The following is a 21,262-nucleotide window of genomic DNA, read 5'->3' on the forward strand; positions in this document are numbered from 1 at the left end:
GCAACCACGTCGCTAGCCGATGACCCACACCGTGCCGTCGCCGGAATTGGTGACATACACCGCACCGGCGTGGGGTCCGGTGGGGCTGACCGCCACCCCATACGGCTTTGAACCGACGGGGATGGTGCTGACCACGGTGTCGGTGCCGGGGTCGATCACCATCAGCGTGCCCGGTGGGTTGTTGGGGCTGGCATTGGCGAGGTAGACGGCGCCGGTGGGGCCGACCGCCACCGCGGATGGTTCGCTGCCGACGGGCACGGTGGCGATGACGCTGTTGGTGGTCGGGTCGATCACCGACAGCGTGTTGCTGCTTTGATTGCCGACGTAGATGTCGCCGGCCTGGGGGCCGGCCCCGCTGACCGCCACATACTCCGGGTTGGCCCCGACGGGGACGTTGGCGATGACGGTATCGGTAGCTGGGTTGATCACCGACACGGTGTCGCTGCCGCGGTTGGCAACAAAGATATCGCCGGCCTCGGCGCCCGTGGGGCTCACCGCCACCCCGTACGGCTGTGAGCCGACCGGGACGTTGGCGATGACGGTGCCGGTGCTCGGGTCGATGACCGACACCGTGTTGCTGGTTTGATTGGCGACGTAGATGTCGCCGGCATGCGCGCCGGTGGGGCTGACGGCCACCCCGAACGGGTTGGTGCCGACGGGGATGGTGGCGATGACGGCGTTGGTGGAGGGGTCGATCACCGACACACTGTTGCCGTTCACGTTGGCGGCGTAGACATCGCCGGCCTGGGGCCCGGTGGGGCTGACGGCCACCTCGTTCGGCAAGGCGCCCACAGTGATGGTGTGGGTGACGGTGTTCGTGGCGGGGTCGATGACCAGCACCGTGTTGTTGCTTTGGTTGACCACATAGATGTCGCCGGCGTGCGGGCCGGTGGGGCTGACGGCCACCCCGACCGGCGAGCCGCCGACCGGGATCTTGGCGGTGACGCCGGCGGATTGGCCGTCGCTGCCGTTGCCTTTGCCGTTGACGCCATGACCGGCACCGCCGCCCCCTCCTCCGCTGGCGCCGCCGTCGCCTCCGCTATTGCCGAAAGCATTTGCATTGGCCCCCAGACCGCGGGTTTGGCCGACGGCGGGGTTGCCATCGCCGACGAGGCCAGCGCCGGTGGCGGCGTTGGCGCCTCCGCCGCCGCCGCTGCCGTAGTCGGCACCGACATCCGCGTGCAGGCCGCCAGTGCTCGTCACGGCGGGGGTGGTCTCGACGGCGTTACCGCCGTTGCCGCCAGCCCCGCCGTCACCGGTGGAGTGCGCGCCGCCGGCCGCGCCGCCACCTGCGCCGCCGCCGCCGGCCGCGTCGGTGCCTGAGGCGTAACCGCCACCGCCGCCACCGCCGCCACCGCCGCCGATCCCGCCGATCGCGCCAGCGGGTAGGGCGCCTGCACCATGCCCGCCGCCTTGCCCGCCGTATCCGGTGGCCTGGCCGACGCCGGTCGTCTGGGCCGTGCCGCCGTCGGAGCCGTACCCGGCGAGACCGCCGGTCCCGCCGCTACCGCCGGTGCCGATTCCGCTGCCGGCGTTGCCGCCGGTGCCGCCGGCGCCTCCGCCACCTCCTCCGCCGCCATAGACTGCGTCGCCGGAAGCCACGGTTGTCGAGTTATCGCCACCGTTACCGGGATTGCCGCCACCGCCGCCGTTGCCGCCGTTCCCGTTGGTTCCACCGCTCGGGGTGCCACCGCCGGTGCCGCCGTCGCCACCACGGCCACCATTGCCGCCTTGGCCGCCGACGCTGTCATTGAGGCCGCTCCCGGCGCCGCCGGTGGCGCCGTTGCCGCCGGTGCCACCGGTGCCGCCATTACCGGCCAGGGCGCCTGTGCCACCGGCGTTGCCGCCATTGCCGGCGGTGCCGCCGGCGCCGCCAGAGCCACCGCTGCCGCCGCCTGCCGCGCCGGTGGAGGCGTTGCCGCCGGTACCGCCGTTGCCGCCGGTACCGCCATTGGCGTTGGTGCCGACCCCGGTGCCGCCGGCGCCGGCCGCCCCGCCATTACCGCCGGCGCCGCCGGCTCCGGCGTTACCACCAGAGACACCCGTTGCCGCACCAGTGGACGCGTCGTAGCCGGGGCCGCCGGTGCCACCGTTGCCGCCCAGACCGCCAGAGCCGTTGGCCACCAGCGACCCTCCGGCGTTACCGCCGCGACCGCCCGCACCACCGCTGCCCCCGGCGCCACCGTCGTGGCTGGCCGCATCACCGCCGGCGCCGGCACCACCGTTACCGCCGAACCCGGCGTTACCGCCGCTGGCGTTGGTGCCGGGCGTGCCGCCGTTGGCCGCCCCGGCGACCCCGCCGTTACCGCCGTTACCGCCGGCGCCGCCCTTACCGCCGGCGGTGCCCGCCGTTCCAGCGGACTCGTCGAAGCCGTTGGTGCCGTTGCCGCCCACGCCGCCGGAGGCGCCGTTACCGGCATGGGCGCCCACCCCACCTGCCGCACCACCGGTACCACCCGTACCGCCGTTACCGCCGGCGCCGCCGTCCGGAGTGGTGGCGTCACCGGCAACCCCGGTGCCACCGTCACCGCCGGACCCGGCATTACCGCCGCTGCCGTTGGTCCCGACCCCGGTGCCGCCGGTGCCGGCCGCCCCACCATTACCGCCGTTGCCGCCGGCCCCGCCGTTACCGCCCGGGGTGCCCGCGGTCGCGCTGGTGAAGCCCAGGCCACCCCGGGCACCGTTACCGCCGCTACCGCCCGAGCCGTTGGCCAGCCCCGCGCCGCCGGCGTTACCGCCGGTGCCGCCGACACCACCGTTTCCGCCGGCGCCACCATCGTGGCTGGCCGCGGTACCGGGCAGACCGGCTCCGCCATTACCGCCGCTGCCGGCGTTACCGCCGGCCGCCGCGAGGCCGGGGGTGCCGCCGTTGGTCGCCCCGGCCGCCCCGCCGTTGCCGCCGTTGCCGCCGGACCCGCCGTTACCGCCGATCGCGGTCGCGCTGCTGCCACCGGCGCCGCCGTTGGCGCCCACACCACCAGCGGCGCCGTTGCCGGCGTGCGCGCCGACCCCACCGGCCGCACCACCCTTACCGCCGGCACCGCCGTTACCACCGGCCCCGCCCTGCGGGGAGACGACGTTCCCGGCAGCACCACTGCCGCCGTTGCCGCCGGCCCCGGCATTGCCGCCGCTGCCGTTGGTCCCGCCGACGCCGCCGGTGCCGGCCGCCCCACCGTTACCGCCGTTGCCGCCGGCCCCGCCGTTACCACCCGGGGTGCCCGCCGCCGCGCCGCTCGCGTCATTACCGACACCGCCGGAGGCGCCGTTGCCGCCGCTGCCGCCATTGCCGTTGGTCCCGCCGGCACCGGCGTTACCGCCCGCACCACCGTCGCCGCCGTTACCGCCGCTCAACCCGGAGCCGCCGCTGGCACCGGCCGCGCCATTACCGCCGACACCGCCGTTGCCGCCCACACCCGCAACACCCGCGTCACCGCTGGTCCCGAAGAACAACCCGCCAGACCCTCCGGCACCCCCGACCCCGGCGTTCCCACCGGCCCCGGCGTCACCGCCGTTACCGCCCACCACGCCATGCCCCACCCCGGTGCCACCGTCACCGCCATTACCACCGGCCCCGGCGTTGCCGCCGGCACCGCCGTCAGCGCCCTGACCCAACGGCCAGAAGTGCGCGCCACCAACTCCGCCATTGCCGCCATTGCCGCCGGCAAAGCCATTAACACCGTTGCCCGTAGCGGCCCCACCGCCGACAATGCCCGCCCCGCCCGAGGCACCATTACCGGCATTACCGCCGGCACCGCCGTGCCCGGGCGTCCCGAACAGCGGGGCGCGATCGGCACCACCGAAACCACCGCCGCCGCCGGCCCCGCCGATGCCCGTCAGGCTGGTCGCACCGACGCCGCCGGGTCCGCCGGAACCGCCACTGCCCAACAGAAGCCCACCGGCACCACCGTGACCGCCGGCCCCACCGGCCGCCCCGCTGTCGGCGAAGGCGTTCCCACCGGCCGCGCCGGAACCGCCAGTGCCGAACAAGAAGGCCGAGCCACCGGCCCCACCGGCCCCACCCGCGGGGTTGGCGGCCGTACCGGCGGCACCCGACCCGCCACTGCCGCCGTTACCCCACAGCCAGCCGCCCGGACCACCGGCCTGCCCCGTCCCCGGTGCCCCATCGGCGCCGTTGCCGAACAGCGGGCGCCCGAAGATCTCGAACTGCCCCGCGCTCTGGGCGGCGCTCGCCAACGCCGCCAGCGGGCTCGCGTTGGCCGCCTCGGCGGCGGCGTACATCAACCCAGCCGAACTCAACGCCTGCACGAACTGCTCCTGAGCCGCCGACATCTGCGCGCTCAGCGCCTGAAACTCCCGCCCGTAGCCACCGAACAACGCAGAAACCGCCGTCGACACTTCATCCTGGGCCGCGGCCACGATCGACGTCGTAGGGCCTGCGGCCGCCGCATGGGTCGACCTCAAGGCCAACTGGATGCCGGTCAAATCCTGGGCCGCGCCCGCAAAATAATCCGGTACCGCGATCAGATACGACATTGCAGTCCTCCGCCCAGTCGTCATCGACGTAATCGGCGGCAAACTCCAGCATCGCGAGACGACGTTGCGTCCACTAGGGCATTTAGCCCCTATTTCTCGCGTGTCGCTACGGCATCCCTGGCGGCGACCGCGTAGGAGCCCCTGTGCAACTTGCGCGACGAGTTGTGCTCGGTCCAATCCGAGACACCCACGTTTTCAACGGAGTTGACGCCGCGCAGTGCAGCGGGCGACCCCAGCCGCGTTGACATACCCCAGCGGTGTCGACCTGGACACGATGGCGAAATGGCAACAGGGTGGAGCTGACAGCTAACACCCCGGCGTTCGAGCATTCACGCCGCACAGCAAACCAGCTCAATGCCAAACACAAGAGAGGCCCGCCGAAGCGGGCCTCTCCCGTGTTGTTGTTGCCGTGGGCTAGGCAGGCGCCCCGGTGCCGCCGTTGCCACCGCCGCCGCCTCCGCCGCCGTTGCCGCCGGCCGGGCCGACATGCGGGTTGCCCGCCGCCCCGAGGGCTCCAACTTGGCCGGCCTGACCGCCGGTGCCGAGGCCGTTGGCGCCGCCGTTGCCGCCGGCCGCGCCGTTGGCGCCGTTGGCGCCGTTGCCGCCGGTACCGGCCAGGTTCCCGGCGGTGCCACCGTTGCCACCGGTGCCTCCGGTGCCGCCGACGTTCCCGTTGGCGCCGGCCCGGTCGGCCCCGACGCCGGCGCCGCCGTTGGCACCTGCGCTCCCGCCGTTGCCGCCTTGGCCGCCGGCGCCCGCCGCCCCGGCCGCCCCGCCGTTCCCGGAGAGGCCAACCCAGGAGTTGCCGCCGAGGGCACCGTTGCCGCCGTTACCGCCCGTGCCGCCAGCCTGGGCGACGCCGCCTTGGCCGCTAGCGAAGAAGGCAGAGCCCGCACCGCCGGTGCCACCCGAGCCGCCGGTCCCGCCGACGCCACCCGACCCGCCGGCCCCGCCGGCCCCGGCGTTGCCGGTGCCGCCGTTGCCGATGTTGCCACCGACCCCGCCGATGATGCCAGCGCCGGCGTTGCCCGCGGTGCCGCCGTTGCCGCCTTGACCGGCGCCCGCGGTGGTCGAGGCCGCGCCGCCGGCGCCGCCCTTGCCGCCGGACCCGCCGTTAGCGCCGTTGCCACCGGCCCCGCCGGCGCCGCCGTTCCCGGCCCCGCCAGCGGTGTTGTTGCCGCCGGTGCCGGCAACGCCGCCGGTGCCGCCGCCGCCGGCGTTGCCGCCGAGGCCGCCGGCCTGGCCCGCATTGGCCGCGTTGGCAGCGGCACCGGTGCCGCCGGCTCCGCCATTGGCGCCAGCGGTGGCGTTGCCCCCGCTGCCGCCGGCCCCACCGGACCCGGTCGCGGAGGTACCGCCGTTGCCGGCGGCGCCGCCATTGCCGCCCGTGCCGCCCTGGCCACCGATGCCGCCCTGGCCGCCGACGTTTGAGCCAGCGGAGGTCTGGCCGCCGGCGCCGCCGGCGCCGCCGACGCTGGCGGTCCCGGCGTTACCGCCGTTGCCGCCCTGGCCGCCGTTACCCGACCCGGCGGCATTGCCGCCGCCGCCGCCGACGCCGCCCTGGCCGCCGTTGCCGCCGACGCCGCCCTGGCCGCCAGCGGTGCCGTTGACGCCGGGGCCAGCCGGACCGCCGGTGCCACCGGCGCCACCAGCGCTGGCGTTGCCACCCGCACCGGCGTTCGCGCCGGCACCGGCGTTGCCGGTAGACGCGAGGTTGAAGACGTTACCGCCGGCACCACCGTTGCCGCCCAGACCACCACTGGCACCGTTACCGCCGGTGCCGGCGGCCCCGCCGACGCCGCCGTTACCGCCGGTGCCGGCGGTCCCGGCGTTTGCGCCGTTGGTCGCGCTACCACCGGCACCCGCGTCGCCTGCTTTCCCGTTGGTGTTGCCGCCGTTGCCGCCCGTGCCGCCCGCGCCGCCCTGGCCGGCGTTACCGCCGTTACCCGCGGCGAGGTTGCCGGTGGAGTTGCCGCCGTTAGCGCCGTTGCCACCCGCGCTGGCCGCCCCGGCGTTGCCACCCGAGCCTGCGCTGGCCTTGCCCGCGACATTGAGGGCGTTGCCGCCGTTGCCGCCCTGGCCGCCCTGGCCGCCCTGGCCGCCGTTACCGCCGAGGCCGCCGGCGTTGTTGCCCGCGCCGATCGCGTTGGAGCCCAGGCCGCCGTTACCGGCCGCGCCCGCGGCGCCACCGGCGGCGCCGTTACCGGCGGTGCCAAACAGTCCAATTGCGTCGCCACCGTTACCGGCATTACCACCGTTACCGGCAACACCGCCATTGCCGCCCGCAAAGCCCGCGAAGGGCACGTTGCCCGTGGCCTGGAAGCCGGCCGAGCCGTTGCCGGCGTTCCCGCCGGCACCGCCGCCGCCGGCGGCCCCACCGTTACCGCCGAATGCGCCACTGACACCGCCGTTGCCGCCCAGGCCACCCTGGCCACCGTTGCCGCCGAGCTGGCCAGCGCCACCCACCAGGGCAGCCCCGCCGTCGGTGCCGTTGCCTCCGGCGCCACCGGCGCCGGCCGCGCCGCCGTTGCCGATCAAGGCGCCGCCGCCACCGCCGTTACCACCCTGGCCGCCCTGGCCGCCGTTGAAACCCGGAGCCCCGGGGGCGGCGGGTAAGGCGTTGCCGCCGTTACCGCCTACGCCACCGGCGCCGCCGGTGCCGATGTTGCCGGCCGCGCCCGCGGTGGCGCCCGCACCGCCGGCCAGGCCGCCGGCGCCGGCGTTACCGGCGGTGCCGCCGTTACCGCCTACGCCGCCCTGGCCGCCGTTACCGGCGTTGCCGCCGAGGGCGCCGTTGCCGCCGTTACCGCCGACGCCGGCCACCCCGGCGTCGCCGCCGTTACCGCCGTTGCCGTTGGCGCCGACCGCGCCCGTTGTATTGGTGACGGGCACCGCGCCCGCCTGGCCGCCGTTGCCACCGGTGCCGCCGGATCCGGCGTTGCCACCGAGGCCACCGTTGCCGCCGCCGCCCAGGTTGCCATGCGCAAGTACGCCGGCGACGCCAAGACCGCCGTTGCCGCCGTTGCCTCCCGTGCCGCCGGCGCCACCCAGGCCGCCGGCGCCACCGGAGCCGCTGTTGCCGGTCAGCGTGCCGGCCTGGCCGCCGTTGCCACCCAGGCCGCCGGTGCCGCCGTTGCCGCCAGCCGTGCCCGCTATGCCGTCACCGTTGGCGCCAATGGTGCCGTTGATGCCGTTCGCGCCCTGGCCGCCGGTGCCGCCGGTGCCGCCGTTGCCGCCGTTGCCGTGGGCCCCGGCGTTGCCACCGAGACCGCCGGCGCCGCCGTTGCCGCCGAGCCCGCCGGGGCCGACGCCTTGCGCGCCGGTGCCGCCCTGGCCACCCTGGCCGCCGTTGCCGAACGTGCCGCCGGTGCCGCCGACACCACCCTGGCCGCCGTTGCCGGTGCCGCCGTTGGCGAAGGTGCCCGTCGCGCCCTGGCCGCCGGCGCCACCGTTGCCGCCACTGGTCGCCAGCGAGCCGTTGAGGCCGGTCGCGCCGGTGCTACTGCCGGTACCGCCCGTGCCACCCACACCCGCAACCAGGCCGGGGTTGCCACCGTGGCCACCGTCGCCGCCGGCCCCGAGCAGGCCGCCGGAGCCGGCCACGCCGGCCACGCCCGCCGCGCCCTGACCGCCGGTCCCGCCAGCACCCGCGTTGCCGCCGTTGCCGCCGGCCCCGCCGGCACCGGTGGCGCCCGCTCCGCCGAACAGGCCGCCCGAGCCGCCGGCGCCGCCGCTGCCGCCGTGACCACCGTTGGCGCCACTGCCGCCGTCGCCGGCATTGCCGCCGGCACCCAGGTTCACACCGGACACGCCGGGCGCGCCGTCACCACCAGCGCCACCCTGGCCACCGACACCGCCGGCCCCGCCGGCACCGCCGGCGCCGCCGGGCGCGAACAGCTGGTGCGTCACACCACCCGTGCCACCACTACCACCAAGGCCGCCGATCCCGCCGGCACCGCCCGTGGTCCCGAACCCGCCGCTGGTTCCGAGCCCGCCGGCCCCACCGATACCGCCGACACCGCCGGCGCCGCCGACGCCGAGGAGCCAACCACCGGCGCCACCGGCGCCACCGTTACCGCCCGTACCGCCGGCCGCCCCGGCACCGCCGGCCACGCCGGCGCCACCGGCGCCGCCCATACCGCCGTTGCCGAACAGGAATGCCGAGCCACCGGCGCCACCGGCCTGCCCGGGCGCACCCGAGCCACCGTTACCGCCGTTACCCCAGATCCAACCGCCCGGGCCACCCGCCTGCCCCGTGCCCGGCGCGCCGTTGGTGCCATTGCCGATGATCGGCCGTCCCAAGATCTCGAACTGCCCGGCGGTCTGCGCGGCACTCGCCAAGGACTGCAGCGGGTTCGCGTTGGCCGCCTCAGCAGCTGCATACGCCAACCCTCCGCCGTTCAGCGCCTGCACAAACTGCTCGTGGAACTGCGCCACCTGGGCGCTCACCGCCTGGAACTCCGTGCCGTAGTTGCCGAACAACGCGGCAATCGCGGCCGACACCTCGTCTTCGGCCGCGGCCACGACCGATGTCGTCGAACCCGCCGCCGCCGAATGGGCTGACCTGAGCGCTGACCCGATTCCGGTCAAATCCTGCGCCGCCGAGGCGAAGGAGTCGGGCACTGCGAGAACGAATGAGGACATTTCTAGCTCCCATCACTACTAGGGGAAGGCGTGGTCACACGGGAAATCCCAACGACTGATCCGGGACATTACGCGCGTCTTTTCGCGATTTCAGCCCTCTTTTTCAAACTTTATTTGGTCGACTTTTGGGCGTCTGCGCTATTTAGATCGGGTCGATTTTCTGCAACTCCAGAAAACCGACGAGGTCCAGTTTTGACGCCCTATACTGGAGCCGATCCGTTGAATAAAGCCCTCTATGAACAGAATTCGATCCAGTGAATGGCGTGCTAATCGGCGCGGGTCCGCTCACCGCCAAGGAAGCCGCCGGCGAACTGGATCCGATCTACTTTGAGCGCACTCGATTGGACTCGTTCCGGCTTTGGCGGTCCGCTAAATCGACTTAATCCAATGTTGCGGAACTCAAAAAACCGGACACGATCCATTATTAATAGGGCGTGTCGCGAGTGGGCTCAAACACCTCGGGAATGGGACCTCGGGCCGAATGCGGGCAGCCGTACTGCCGCCGGGGCGCCAAGACTTAGGCCGGCCCGCCGCCCCCGCCCGGCTTCTGGTAGACGAGCCAGCGCATGTCAATCGGGCAATCCTCACGCTCGACGTCGAACACGTCGAGGCCGCTGACCCACTCGGCGTACCAGCCCGTGGGCGGCCAGGCGCCAGCGGGCAGATGGGTCTGCTCGTAGTCGTACACCGAGTCGTCGGCGACGAGCTCGAGCGGTAGCCCCGCCACCGCGCTCGTCATGTCGTCCCGGGTGAAGATCATGCTGTAGGTCTGCTGCGCGAGTTCGATCGCTGCCTGGTCGGGCGTGTAGCCCGGCCGCGCCAGGAAGGTGTTGAACACCAGGCGCCCGCCGGGAGCCAGGCAGCGGGCGGCCAGTTGAAACAGGCTGCGAAGCTGCTGCGTCGTCCGGAAGTCGGGCACCACCTCGGAGAGCACGATCAGCTGGTAGTCGCAGCGCAGCGCATCCGTGCTCGCGAACACGTCGCGCTCGATCACACGCACGTCGAGTGACTCCCGTGCGGCCTCCGAGCGGAGGATGTCGGCGAACTTCGAGGTCATCTCGACGGCGTCTACCGGGTGGCCGCGCCGCGCCAGGGCCAGGGCGTTGCGCCCGGTTCCGGCGCCGACGTCGAGCACCCGACAGGCCCCGGGATCGGCCGCTTCCCCGGCCAGCGACCACACGCGCGCGTCCGGCTCGGTGCCGAACAACGGCGGCTGGCGGGTGGCGACCCAGTCGTCGTAGGTCTCCGCAAGCGTCCGCCATTCGGCTTTGACGTGGTAGTTCAGCGTTTTACCGACGGGGCTTTCGTAAGAGATGACGATGTCCGAACGCGAGGAGGCGGCGTAAGCCTCGGCCAACTGACCCTCCAAGATCGCCCTGAGCTGGGCGAGTTCTTCGGCCGTGAACCGCACGCCGACGCCGGCGAAGACGGTGTCGCACATCCTGACGTACTCATCGAGCATGCCCGGAACGGCCGGCAGCCTGATCTGCCCGGTTGCCACCGCTCGGCGATGCAAGCGGCGGGCCATCGGTTCGCGCAGCTGCGCCGGATCGAACGATCTGAGGGTCGGATTCTCCATCAGGCTCTCCTAGGCCAGCCAGTCATGGGGCGAGGGTACGTCGTGCGGCAACCGTGCGGGCATCGTTGCGGATGACCGCGAGCGCGTCAGCCCTCGCTGACCTCCAGCGGAAGCGAGAACGTGCCGGCGCCGCCGGTCACCACGAACACCCAACGGCCGTTGATCGGCAGGCGAACCTCGATATCGAAGTAGGCGAAACCGATTTCGGCACCGGCGGCGGCCTCGGGCAGCTCGTAGTCGATGGTGAGCGACTTGCCGTCCGTCGGGGGCCGGATCTCGAGCTCGATCAGGCGGACCGGGCTGTCGGTCTCGACCTGGGTGAGCACCACAAGGACAAACTGGGCGACCCGGTCGGCGGCGACCCGGAACCCGGCAAGCGCACCGCCGGTGACGGTGAGCTTGTTGTCCACGACCGAAGCTGCTTCGGCGAGGAACGCCCCGGTGATCACCCCGCCGAAGTTAAACCGCTAGGTCGGCCTTCAGCAAGGGCTGAATTTCCGTTGCTCACGTGGCGCGGCGAGCCGCCTTCGTGTCGGACGGCTCGCCTACTGTTGCGGCTGTGTTCGTGGCCGACGGCAGCATCGTCTACAGCGCGTCGGACCTCGCGGCGGCCGCAAATTGCGAATACGCCCTGCTCAGGGACCTCGACGCGCAACTCGGCTGGGCCCCCTCGATCGGCGTCGAGGACGAACTGCTCGCGCGAACCGCCGCCCTCGGCAGCGAGCACGAACGGCGGCGTCTTGACCGATTGCGCGACGAGTTCGGGGACGGGGTCGCCCTCATCGGGAGGCCGGCCTACACCCTCGCCGGGCTGACGGCCGCCGCCGAGGCGACCCGGCGCGCCATCGCCGGGCGCGCGCCCGTGGTGTATCAGGCCGCGATGTTCGACGGCCGCTTCGTCGGCTTCGCCGACTTCCTGGTGCTCGACGGCGAGCACTATCGGGTCACCGACACCAAGCTGGCCCGCTCGGCCAAGGTCACCGCCCTGCTGCAGCTGGCGGCCTACGCCGACACGCTGGCCGGCTCGGGTGTGCCGGTGGCGCCGGAGGCCGAATTGGAACTGGGCGACGGCACCATCGCGCGCTACCGGGTCGGGGACCTGATTCCCGTATACCGTTGGCAGCGAGCGCATTTGCAGCGGCTGCTCGACGAGCATCACGCCGCGGGCAGCCCGGTGCGCTGGGACGACGACGGCGTGGCCGCGTGCTTTCGCTGCCCGTTGTGCGTCGAGCAGCTGCGCGCCACCGACGACCTGCTGCTGGTCGCCGGAATGCGAATCGGCCAGCGCGACAAGCTCATCGACGCCGGCATCGCCACGATCGCCGAACTGGCCGACCACGCCGGCCCGGTGCCCGGGCTGACATCCGGCGTCCAACACAAGCTGACGGCGCAGGCCAACATCCAACTCCGCCAACGTGATACCGGCATCCCGCAATTCGAGATCGTCGACCCGCAGCCGCTGACCCTGCTGCCCGAGCCGGACCCTGGTGACCTCTTCTTCGACTTCGAGGGCGACCCGCTGTGGACGGCCGACGGACGCGACTGGGGACTGGAATATCTCTTCGGCACCCTGGACGCCGGCGGCAACTTTCACCCCCTGTGGGCGCACGACCGGGCCGGCGAACGCAAGGCCCTCACCGACTTTCTGGCGATGGTCAAGAAGCGCCGCAAGCGCCGGCCCAACCTGCACATCTACCACTACGCACCCTACGAGAAGACCGCGCTGCTGCGCCTCGCCGGGCGCTATGGGGTCGGCGAGGACGAGGTGGACGAGTTGCTGCGCAGCGGCACCCTGGTCGACCTGTATCCGTTGGTGCGCAAGAGCATTCGCGTGGGTGCGGAGTCGTTCAGCCTCAAGGCGCTCGAGCCGCTCTACATGGGGGCGCAGCTGCGCGCCGGTGATGTGACGACGGCGGCCGAATCGATCACCTCGTATGCGCGCTACTGCGAACTGCGCGCCGCCGGCGTGCACGGCGACGCCGCGGCGGTGCTGCAGGAGATCGAGGACTACAACCGCTACGACTGCCGATCGACCCGGGAGCTGCGCAACTGGCTGATGCTGCGGGCCTACGAGGCGGGCGTGGTACCCGTTGGCGCTCAAGCGGTTCCGGAGGGCAACACCGTCGAAGACCGCGACCGGCTGGCGATGACGCTGTCGGCGTTCACCGGCGACGCCGGCCTCGGCGACCGCACACCCGAGCAGACGGCCGTGGCACTGCTGGCGGCCGCGCGCGGCTACCACCGGCGCGAGGACAAGCCGTTCTGGTGGGCGCATTTCGACCGGCTGAACTTCCCGGTCGAGGAGTGGGCCGACGACACCGACGTCTTCATCGCCGAGGCGGCGTCGGTGAGCGCGGACTGGCACACCCCGCCCCGCGCCCGCAAGCCGCGCCGGGAAGTGCACCTGCGCGGGCAGCTTTCGCGCGGCGACCTGATGACCGACGTCTTCGCCCTCTACGAGCCGCCGGCCCCGCCGGGCCTGACCGACAGCCCCGATCGGCGCGCGGCCGGCCGCGCCGAGGTCATCGCGGTCGACGACCCGGCGGTGCCCACCGAGGTGGTGATCGTCGAGCGGGCCGGCCGCGACGGCAACACCTTTGACCAACTGCCGTTCGCGCTCGCCCCCGGCCCGCCGATCTCCACCGCGGCGCTGCGGGAGTCGATCGAATCGACCGCCGCCGCGGTGGCCACCGGGCTGCCGCGACTGCCGCGCACGGCCGTGGTCGACATCCTGCTGCGCCGCGCGCCCCGCACGCGCAGCGGCAGCCCACTGCCACGCGGCGCGAACACCATCACCGACATCACCGCCGCCGCACTCGATCTGGACTCGTCGTACCTCGCGGTGCACGGGCCGCCCGGCACCGGCAAGACGCACACCTCCGCGCACGTCGTCACGCGCCTTGTCACGCAACACGGCTGGCGCATCGGCGTCGTCGCGCAATCCCACGCCACGGTGGAGAACCTGTTGGGCTGCGTCCTCGATGCCGGACTGGAACCCGCCCGGGTCGCCAAGAAACGCAACGACCACGCCGCCCCGCGCTGGCAGGAGATCGGCCCCGACGAGTACGCCGCCTTCATCGCGGCCAACGCCGGCTGCGTGATCGGCGGCACCGCATGGGATTTCGCCAACGCCAACCGGGTGCCGCCCGGCAGCCTGGACCTGTTGGTGATCGACGAGGCGGGCCAGTTCTGTCTGGCCAACACCATCGCGGTGGCGCCGGCGGCCGCCAACCTGCTGCTGCTCGGCGACCCCCAGCAGCTTCCCCAGGTCAGCCAGGGCACGCATCCGGAACCGGTCGACACGTCGGCGCTGGACTGGCTGGTGGACGGCGCCCGCACGCTGCCCGACGAGCGCGGATACTTCCTGGACCGCTCCTACCGCATGCATCCGGCGGTGTGCGCCGCGGTCTCCGCGCTGTCCTACGAGGGCAGGCTGCGCGCCCACGAGTGCGCCGCCGCGCGCCACCTCGACGGGTACCCGCCCGGCGTGCACGTGAGCGCCGTTGCCCACCAGGGCAACTCGACCGAGAGCCCCGAGGAGGCCGACGCGATCGCCGACCAGATCGGCCACATCCTGGGCTGTTCGTGGACCGACGAGCGGGGCACCCGGCCGCTGACCGCCTCCGACGTGTTGGTGCTGGCGCCCTACAACGCGCAGGTGACGCAGATCCGCCGGCGGCTAGATTCCGCCGGGCTCGGCGACGTCCGGGTCGGCACCGTCGACAAGTTCCAGGGCGGGCAGGCCCCGGTGGTCTTCGTCTCGATGACGGCCTCGTCGGCCGAACTGGTGCCGCGCGGAATGTCGTTCCTGCTCAACAGGAACCGGCTCAACGTGGCCGTCAGCCGGGCGCAATACGCGGCGGTGATCGTGCGCTCGGAGTCGCTCACCGAGTACCTGCCCGGTACACCGGCCGGCTTGATCGACCTGGGCGCTTTCCTGGCGCTGACGCGAGGCTAGGCGCCGGACGAGTGCCGGCCGTAGCCCGAGGGTTCGTCGTCGAGCTCCGGCAGGTAGCGATGGCTCGGCGCGGCCATCGGGCGCGGTAGCCTTCCACCCTCGACATGAGAGCCGTTGTAGCGCAAGCTGATCAGCTCGGCGGTCGGCGGGGGCGCGTCGTCCGGTTCGCGAAGCAGGATGAATTCGACGTACTCGTCGTCGTCATAGTCGTCGTCGACGACGTCGTCCCCGTCCCAGGCGGCGGCCGCCGAACGCGCAGAGCCGAGCAAAAGCAGCGCGGCGATGATGCCGAACAACGCGATGAACGCCGGCAACAGCACCGATTGCGCCATCGCGGCCGAAAACGGCTCGCGCAGGAACTCGGGCAGTTGCGGGGAGGGCGCGTCGTCGCCGACCGGTGTGGCCGACGGCATCTCGGCACCGATCCGCCAGGTCATGAACGCGGCCATGCCCGCGCTGCCGAGAACCGCGCCGAGCTGCCGCACCGCGTTGTACACGGCGGAGCCCGACCCGGCGAGGTCCGCGGGCAGGTTGCGCGTCGCGGTGGCCGTCAGCGGCGCCCACACGAAAGCGCTCCCGACGCCGATCACGGCGAACGGCAGCAGCAGCCGCCAGATCGGCGTCGACGGGGACATGTCGAACGACAGCCAGGTCAGCCCGATCGCCATCATCGAGAAGCCGAAACCGAGCACCGGCCGGGGGTGGTACCTGTCGACGAGCACGCCAGCGAACGGCGCCAGCACCCCGCCCGCGACCGCCATCGGCGCGATCACCAGGGCCGAGCGCGTCGGCGAGAGCCCGCACCCGGCCTGCAGGAAGAACGGCACCGGCAGCATCATCGCCGTCGTCGCGAACCCGGTGATGGCGACCCCGGCGTTGCACACGGTGAAATCGCGGTCGGCGAACACGCGCAGCGGGATCAACGGCTCGCGGGTGTTGAGGGCCTGCCAGTAGACGAATGCCGACATGCAGCCGACGCCGGCGACGATCATCGCCCACACCCACGGCTGCCAGTGGCCGGCCTGACCCTCCTGCAGGCCGAACACGATCAGGAACATGCCCAAGCCGGACAGCCCGACGCCGACCAGGTCGAACCGATGCGCCTGGGTCGGCAGCGCGGGGACCAGCCACCCGGCCAGCGCCAGGCCGACGACGCCGATGGGGACGTTGACGAAGAAGATCCACTGCCAGCCCAGCCCGTCGACCAGCGCGCCGCCGGCCAACGGCCCGACCAGGGTGGCCACCCCGGCGGTGGCGCCCCACAGGCTCACCGCCACACCGCGCCGCTCGGGCGGAAAGATCTTGGTGATCGTCGACAAGGTCTGCGGGGTGAGCACCCCGGCTCCCACGCCCTGCACCACGCGGGCGGCGATCAGCACGGCGGCGCTGCCCGACAACCCACACCACATCGACGCCGCGGTGAACACCGCGAGCCCGATCAGGTAGAGGTTCTTGGTGCCGAACCGGTCGCCGAGCCGCCCGGCCACCAGCAGCACCACCCCGTATCCCAGCAGGTAGGCGCTGGTCACCCAGACCACGGTGGCGTAATCGGTGTGCAGGTCGGCCTTGAGGGTCGGGTTGGCGATGACGACGATGGTCGAGTCGACCATGATCATGAAGAAGCCGACCATCATCGCCCAGAGCGCGGGCCAGGGGTCCCCAGGGCCGCGCGAGCCCACCGCCATCGCGGAGTTCCAGCGCGTCACGAAGTCGGCGCGTCGTGACCTCGCAATTGTCATGTCGCCTCCCCCTGGAACGAACCGCCGGATCGTCACCTTGCACCGCATTATCGCGCGTGGGGCAAGTCGGCTAACGCCGCGGGTTTTGCGTCCGACCTATCTATTACGCCGGGCGGGTTAGCCTGGAAAGGACGCCACATGGCGGGAGAGGCCAGGAGAGGCGATATGCGGGCCCGACGGAACAGAGCTGCACATATGTCAAAGGCGGACCAGCCGCCGGCCGGCGCTGGCCGGCCCAAGGCATCGGCGCGCGCATTGGCGCAGGTCATCGAGCGCAGCACGCGGGTACACGGCCCGGCGGCCGAGGCCTACGTCGCGCGGCTGCGGCGGGCGCACCCCGGCGCCACCCCCGCCGAGGTCGACGCCAGGCTGGAGAAGCGCTACCTGGCCGCGCTGACGGCCAGCGGCGCCGCCGTCGGTTCGGCCGCGACGTTCCCCGGGGTCGGGACGCTGACCGCGGTGTCCGCGGGCGCCGGGGAAACCGTGTTCTTCGTCGAGGCGACCGCCCTGTTCGTGCTGGCCAAGGCCGCCGTCTACAACATCCCGGCCGACCACCGGGAACGGCGCCGCGCGCTGGTGCTGGCGGTGCTGGTCGGGGACGACAGCCGGCGCGCGATCGGCGAGCTGATCGGCCCCAGCCGCACCCAGGGCGGGTGGCTGGCCGAGGGCATGGCGTCGCTGCCGTTGCCGACGCTGGGGCGGTTGAACACCCGGATGCTCAGCTACTTCGTCAAGCGGTACACGGTGCGCAAGGGCGCCCTGATGTTCGGCAAGATGCTGCCGGTCGGCGTCGGGGCCGTGGTCGGCGGCGCCGGCAACCGGATGGTGGGCAAGAAGATCGTCCGCAACGCCCGGGAGGCGTTCGGCGTCGCACCCACGCGCTGGCCGAGCACGCTGCGGCTGTTGCCCCCGATCCACGAGGCCGGCTAGTTCGCCTCCCCGGTCGCATTCGCGGATTGCCGGCAAAAGGTTAGCCTTTATTGGGGCGGCAACGTTCCAGGACCAACGCGGGTGTGAGGTGCCCCACCATCAGGGGCGCGGAGAGTCGCGGGCGCTGCGCGAGCGCTTGCAGGACACAAGAATTGAGGCGAACAGCGGCCGTGAGCAACATGTCGCCATTCGGGCAAAACGAATGGCTGGTCGAGGAGATGTACCGCAAGTTCCGCGACGACCCCTCTTCGGTCGACCCGAGCTGGCACGAATTCCTGGTCGACTACAACCCCGAACCCACCGCCGACGCGGGTGACGGGCAGGCCACGGAAGCAAAAGCCCCCGCCCGGGAGGCCAAGCCCGCCGCCACCGCTCCGGCACCTCCCAAGCCGGAGCCCGCCGAAGGCAACGGCGCCGCGGTGGCCGCCCCGGCGGCGCCCGCCAGGTCCGCCGCTCCCCCGCCGGCCGAGGGCGACGACGTGCAGGTGCTGCGTGGCGCGGCCGCGGCCGTCGTCAAGAACATGTCCGCTTCGCTGGAGGTGCCGACGGCGACGAGCGTCCGGGCGATCCCGGCCAAGCTGCTGATCGACAACCGGATCGTCATCAACAACCAGCTCAAGCGCACCCGCGGCGGCAAGATCTCCTTCACCCACCTGCTGGGCTACGCGCTGGTGCAGGCCATCAAGCAGTTCCCGAACATGAACCGCCACTACGCGGAGGTCGACGGCAAACCGACCGCGGTCACCCCGGCGCACACCAATCTAGGCCTGGCCATCGACCTGCAGGGCAAGGACGGCAAGCGATCCCTGGTGGTGGCCGGCATCAAGCGCTGCGAGGAACTGCGGTTCGCGCAGTTCGTCACGGCCTACGAGGACATCGTCCGCCGCGCGCGCGACGGCAAACTGACCGCGGAAGACTTTGCGGGCGTGACGATTTCGCTCACCAACCCGGGCACCATCGGCACCGTGCACTCGGTGCCGCGGCTGATGGCCGGCCAGGGCGCGATCATCGGCGTCGGCGCGATGGAGTACCCCGCCGAGTTCCAGGGCGCCAGCGAGGAGCGCATCGCCGAGCTGGGCATCGGCAAGCTGATCACCCTGACCTCGACCTACGACCACCGCATCATCCAGGGCGCCGAATCCGGCGACTTCCTGCGCACCATCCACGAGATGCTGCTGTCGGACGGTTTCTGGGACGAGATCTTCCGCGAGCTGGGCAACCCGTACCTGCCGGTGCGCTGGAGCACCGACAACCCGGACTCGATCGTCGACAAGACCGCCCGGGTGATGGAGCTGATCGCGGCCTACCGCAACCGCGGGCACCTGATGGCCGACATCGATCCGCTGCGCCTGGACAGCGCCAGGTTTCGCAGCCACCCCGATCTCGAGATACTCAATCACGGCCTGACGCTGTGGGACCTCGATCGAGTCTTCAAGGTCAATGGCTTCGCCGGTTGCGAGTACAAGAAGCTGCGCGACGTGCTCGGCCTGCTGCGCGACGCGTATTGCCGCCACATCGGCGTCGAATACACCCACATCCTCGAGCCCGAACAACAGGCCTGGCTGCAGGAGCGGATCGAGACCAAGCACGTCAAACCGACTGTGGCCCAGCAGAAATACATCCTGAGCAAGCTGAACGCCGCCGAGGCCTTCGAAACCTTCCTGCAGACCAAATACGTTGGGCAGAAACGATTCTCGCTCGAAGGCGCCGAAAGCGTGATCCCGATGATGGACGCGGCGATCGACCAGTGCGCCGAGCACGGCCTCGACGAGGTGGTCATCGGGATGCCGCACCGCGGCCGGCTCAACGTGCTGGCCAACATCGTCGGCAAACCCTACTCGCAGATCTTCAGCGAGTTCGAGGGCAACCTCAACCCGTCCCAGGCGCACGGCTCCGGCGACGTCAAGTACCACCTCGGCGCCACCGGCGTGTACCTACAGATGTTCGGCGACAACGACATTCAGGTGTCGCTGACCGCCAACCCGTCGCACCTGGAGGCCGTCGACCCGGTGCTCGAAGGCCTGGTGCGGGCCAAGCAGGACCTGCTGGATCACGGCGCCGACGATGACGGCGACGACAAAGCCTTCTCCGTGGTGCCGATGATGATGCACGGCGACGCCGCCTTCGCCGGCCAGGGCGTGGTGGCCGAGACCCTGAACCTGGCGAACCTGCCCGGTTACCGCGTCGGCGGCACCATCCACATCATCGTCAACAACCAGATCGGGTTCACCACCGCGCCGGAGTACTCCAGGTCCAGCGAGTACTGCACCGACGTCGCGAAGATGATCGGCGCGCCCATCTTTCACGTCAACGGCGATGACCCGGAGGCCTGCGAGTGGGTGGCGCGGCTGGCCGTGGATTTCCGGCAACGGTTCAAGAAGGACGTCGTCATCGACATGCTCTGCTACCGGCGTCGCGGCCACAACGAGGGCGACGACCCGTCGATGACCAACCCGTACATGTACGACGTCGTCGACACCAAGCGCGGCGCCCGCAAGAGCTACACCGAGGCCCTGATCGGCCGCGGCGACATCTCGCTCAAGGAGGCCGAGGACGCGCTGCGTGACTACCAGGGCCAGCTGGAGCGGGTGTTCAACGAGGTCCGCGAGCTGGAGAAGCACGGCGTGCAGCCGAGCGAATCGGTCGAGGCCGACCAGCCCGTTCCCGCGGGGCTGGCCACCGCGGTGGACAAGGCTCTGCTGGCCCGCATCGGCGACGCGTTTCTGGCCGTGCCCGACGGGTTCACCGCGCACCCGCGGGTGCAGCCGGTGCTGGAAAAGCGCCGGGAGATGGCGTACGAGGGGAAGATCGACTGGGCGTTCGGCGAGCTGCTGGCGCTGGGTTCGCTGGTGTCCGAGGGCAAGCTGGTGCGGCTGTCCGGGCAGGACACCCGGCGCGGCACCTTCTCCCAGCGGCATTCGGTGATCATCGACCGCAACACCGGCCAGGAGTTCACGCCGCTGCAGCTGCTGGCGACGAACCCCGACGGCACCCCGACCGGCGGCAAGTTCCTGGTCTACGACTCGCCGCTGTCGGAGTACGCCGCCGTCGGCTTCGAATACGGCTACACCGTGGGCAATCCGGACGCGCTCGTGTTGTGGGAGGCGCAGTTCGGCGACTTCGTCAACGGCGCGCAGTCGATCATCGACGAGTTCATCAGCTCCGGTGAGGCCAAGTGGGGCCAGCTGTCCAACGTGGTGCTGCTGCTGCCGCACGGTCACGAGGGGCAGGGCCCCGACCACACGTCGGCGCGCATCGAACGCTTCCTGCAGCTGTGGGCGGAGGGGTCGATGACCATCGCGGTGCCCTCGACGCCGTCCAACTACTTCCACCTGTTGCGCCGCCACGCGCTCGACGGCATCCAGCGCCCGCTGATCGTGTTCACGCCGAAGTCGATGCTGCGCAACAAGGCCGCGGTCAGCGACATCAAGGACTTCACCGAGATCAAGTTCCGCTCGGTGCTCGAGGAGCCCACCTACGAGGACGGCATCGGCGACCGCGGCAAGGTCAGGCGAATCCTGTTGACCAGCGGCAAGATCTATTACGAGCTGGCGGCCCGCAAGGCCAAGGACAACCGTGACGACGTCGCGATCGTGCGCATCGAACAGCTCGCGCCGCTGCCGAAGCGCCGGCTGAACGAGACGCTTGACCGTTACCCGGCGGTCGAGGAGTTCTTCTGGGTGCAGGAGGAGCCGGCCAACCAGGGCGCCTGGCCGCGCTTCGGCCTCGAGCTGCCGGAGTTGTTGCCCGACAAGCTGATCGGGCTCAAGCGCATCTCGCGCCGCGCGATGTCGGCCCCGTCGTCGGGCTCGTCGAAGGTGCACGCCGTCGAGCAGCAGGAGATCCTCGACACGGCCTTCCGCTGAGCCGTCGAATGTCGACTTGTTGTGCAGAAAAACAACTTTGAGCCACAACAAG

The 21,262-nt window shown here is 71.8% G+C and carries 8 protein-coding genes; 3 read left to right on the top strand and 5 right to left on the bottom strand.

All coding sequences use genetic code 11. The features are described from left to right. Nucleotides 1-12: 12 nt before the first annotated feature. The 4 genes from A5705_RS28875 to A5705_RS13325 all read right to left on the bottom strand — a co-directional run bounded on the left by A5705_RS28875 (nucleotide 13) and on the right by A5705_RS13325 (nucleotide 11,166). Nucleotides 13-4,494, bottom strand: a complete 4,482-nt coding sequence (locus A5705_RS28875) for a PE domain-containing protein (protein WP_068278026.1) — start codon at nucleotides 4,492-4,494, stop codon at nucleotides 13-15. Nucleotides 4,495-4,908: 414 nt separating this feature from the next. Continuing rightward, nucleotides 4,909-9,138, bottom strand: a complete 4,230-nt coding sequence (locus tag A5705_RS13315; RefSeq protein WP_068278028.1) for a PE family protein — start codon at nucleotides 9,136-9,138, stop codon at nucleotides 4,909-4,911. A 517-nt stretch (nucleotides 9,139-9,655) separates the two neighbouring features. Next, complete coding sequence (locus A5705_RS13320; protein WP_068278029.1) at nucleotides 9,656-10,717, bottom strand: bifunctional 2-polyprenyl-6-hydroxyphenol methylase/3-demethylubiquinol 3-O-methyltransferase UbiG; 1,062 nt, start codon at nucleotides 10,715-10,717, stop codon at nucleotides 9,656-9,658. Nucleotides 10,718-10,803: 86 nt separating this feature from the next. Then, nucleotides 10,804-11,166, bottom strand: coding sequence for a hypothetical protein (locus A5705_RS13325; RefSeq protein WP_067882918.1), 363 nt, complete (start codon nucleotides 11,164-11,166; stop codon nucleotides 10,804-10,806). A 110-nt stretch (nucleotides 11,167-11,276) separates the two neighbouring features. Between A5705_RS13325 and A5705_RS13330 the strand changes: the two genes are divergently transcribed. Then, on the top strand, nucleotides 11,277-14,675 hold the full coding sequence (locus A5705_RS13330) for a TM0106 family RecB-like putative nuclease (protein ID WP_068278031.1): 3,399 nt from the start codon (nucleotides 11,277-11,279) through the stop codon (nucleotides 14,673-14,675). Here A5705_RS13330 and A5705_RS13335 read toward each other — a convergent pair. Beyond that, complete coding sequence (locus A5705_RS13335) at nucleotides 14,672-16,414, bottom strand: MFS transporter (protein WP_197521267.1); 1,743 nt, start codon at nucleotides 16,412-16,414, stop codon at nucleotides 14,672-14,674. The two genes, A5705_RS13330 and A5705_RS13335, sit on opposite strands and share 4 nt — an antisense overlap. Nucleotides 16,415-16,579: 165 nt before the next feature. On the opposite strand from A5705_RS13335, the gene A5705_RS13340 reads away from it, so the two are divergent. Next, entirely contained in the window at nucleotides 16,580-17,344 is a 765-nt protein-coding gene (locus A5705_RS13340) for a hypothetical protein (protein ID WP_068278033.1), read from the top strand. A gap of 170 nt (nucleotides 17,345-17,514) precedes the next feature. Beyond that, nucleotides 17,515-21,210 carry a multifunctional oxoglutarate decarboxylase/oxoglutarate dehydrogenase thiamine pyrophosphate-binding subunit/dihydrolipoyllysine-residue succinyltransferase subunit gene (locus tag A5705_RS13345; protein ID WP_068278035.1) on the top strand — a complete coding sequence of 1,232 codons (3,696 nt, stop codon included), beginning with the start codon at nucleotides 17,515-17,517 and terminating at the stop codon, nucleotides 21,208-21,210. The last annotated feature ends 52 nt before the right edge of the window (nucleotides 21,211-21,262 follow it).

Origin of the sequence: Mycobacterium sp. E787 (assembly GCF_001668725.1) — a bacterium.
In the GTDB taxonomy this organism is placed as follows: domain Bacteria; phylum Actinomycetota; class Actinomycetes; order Mycobacteriales; family Mycobacteriaceae; genus Mycobacterium.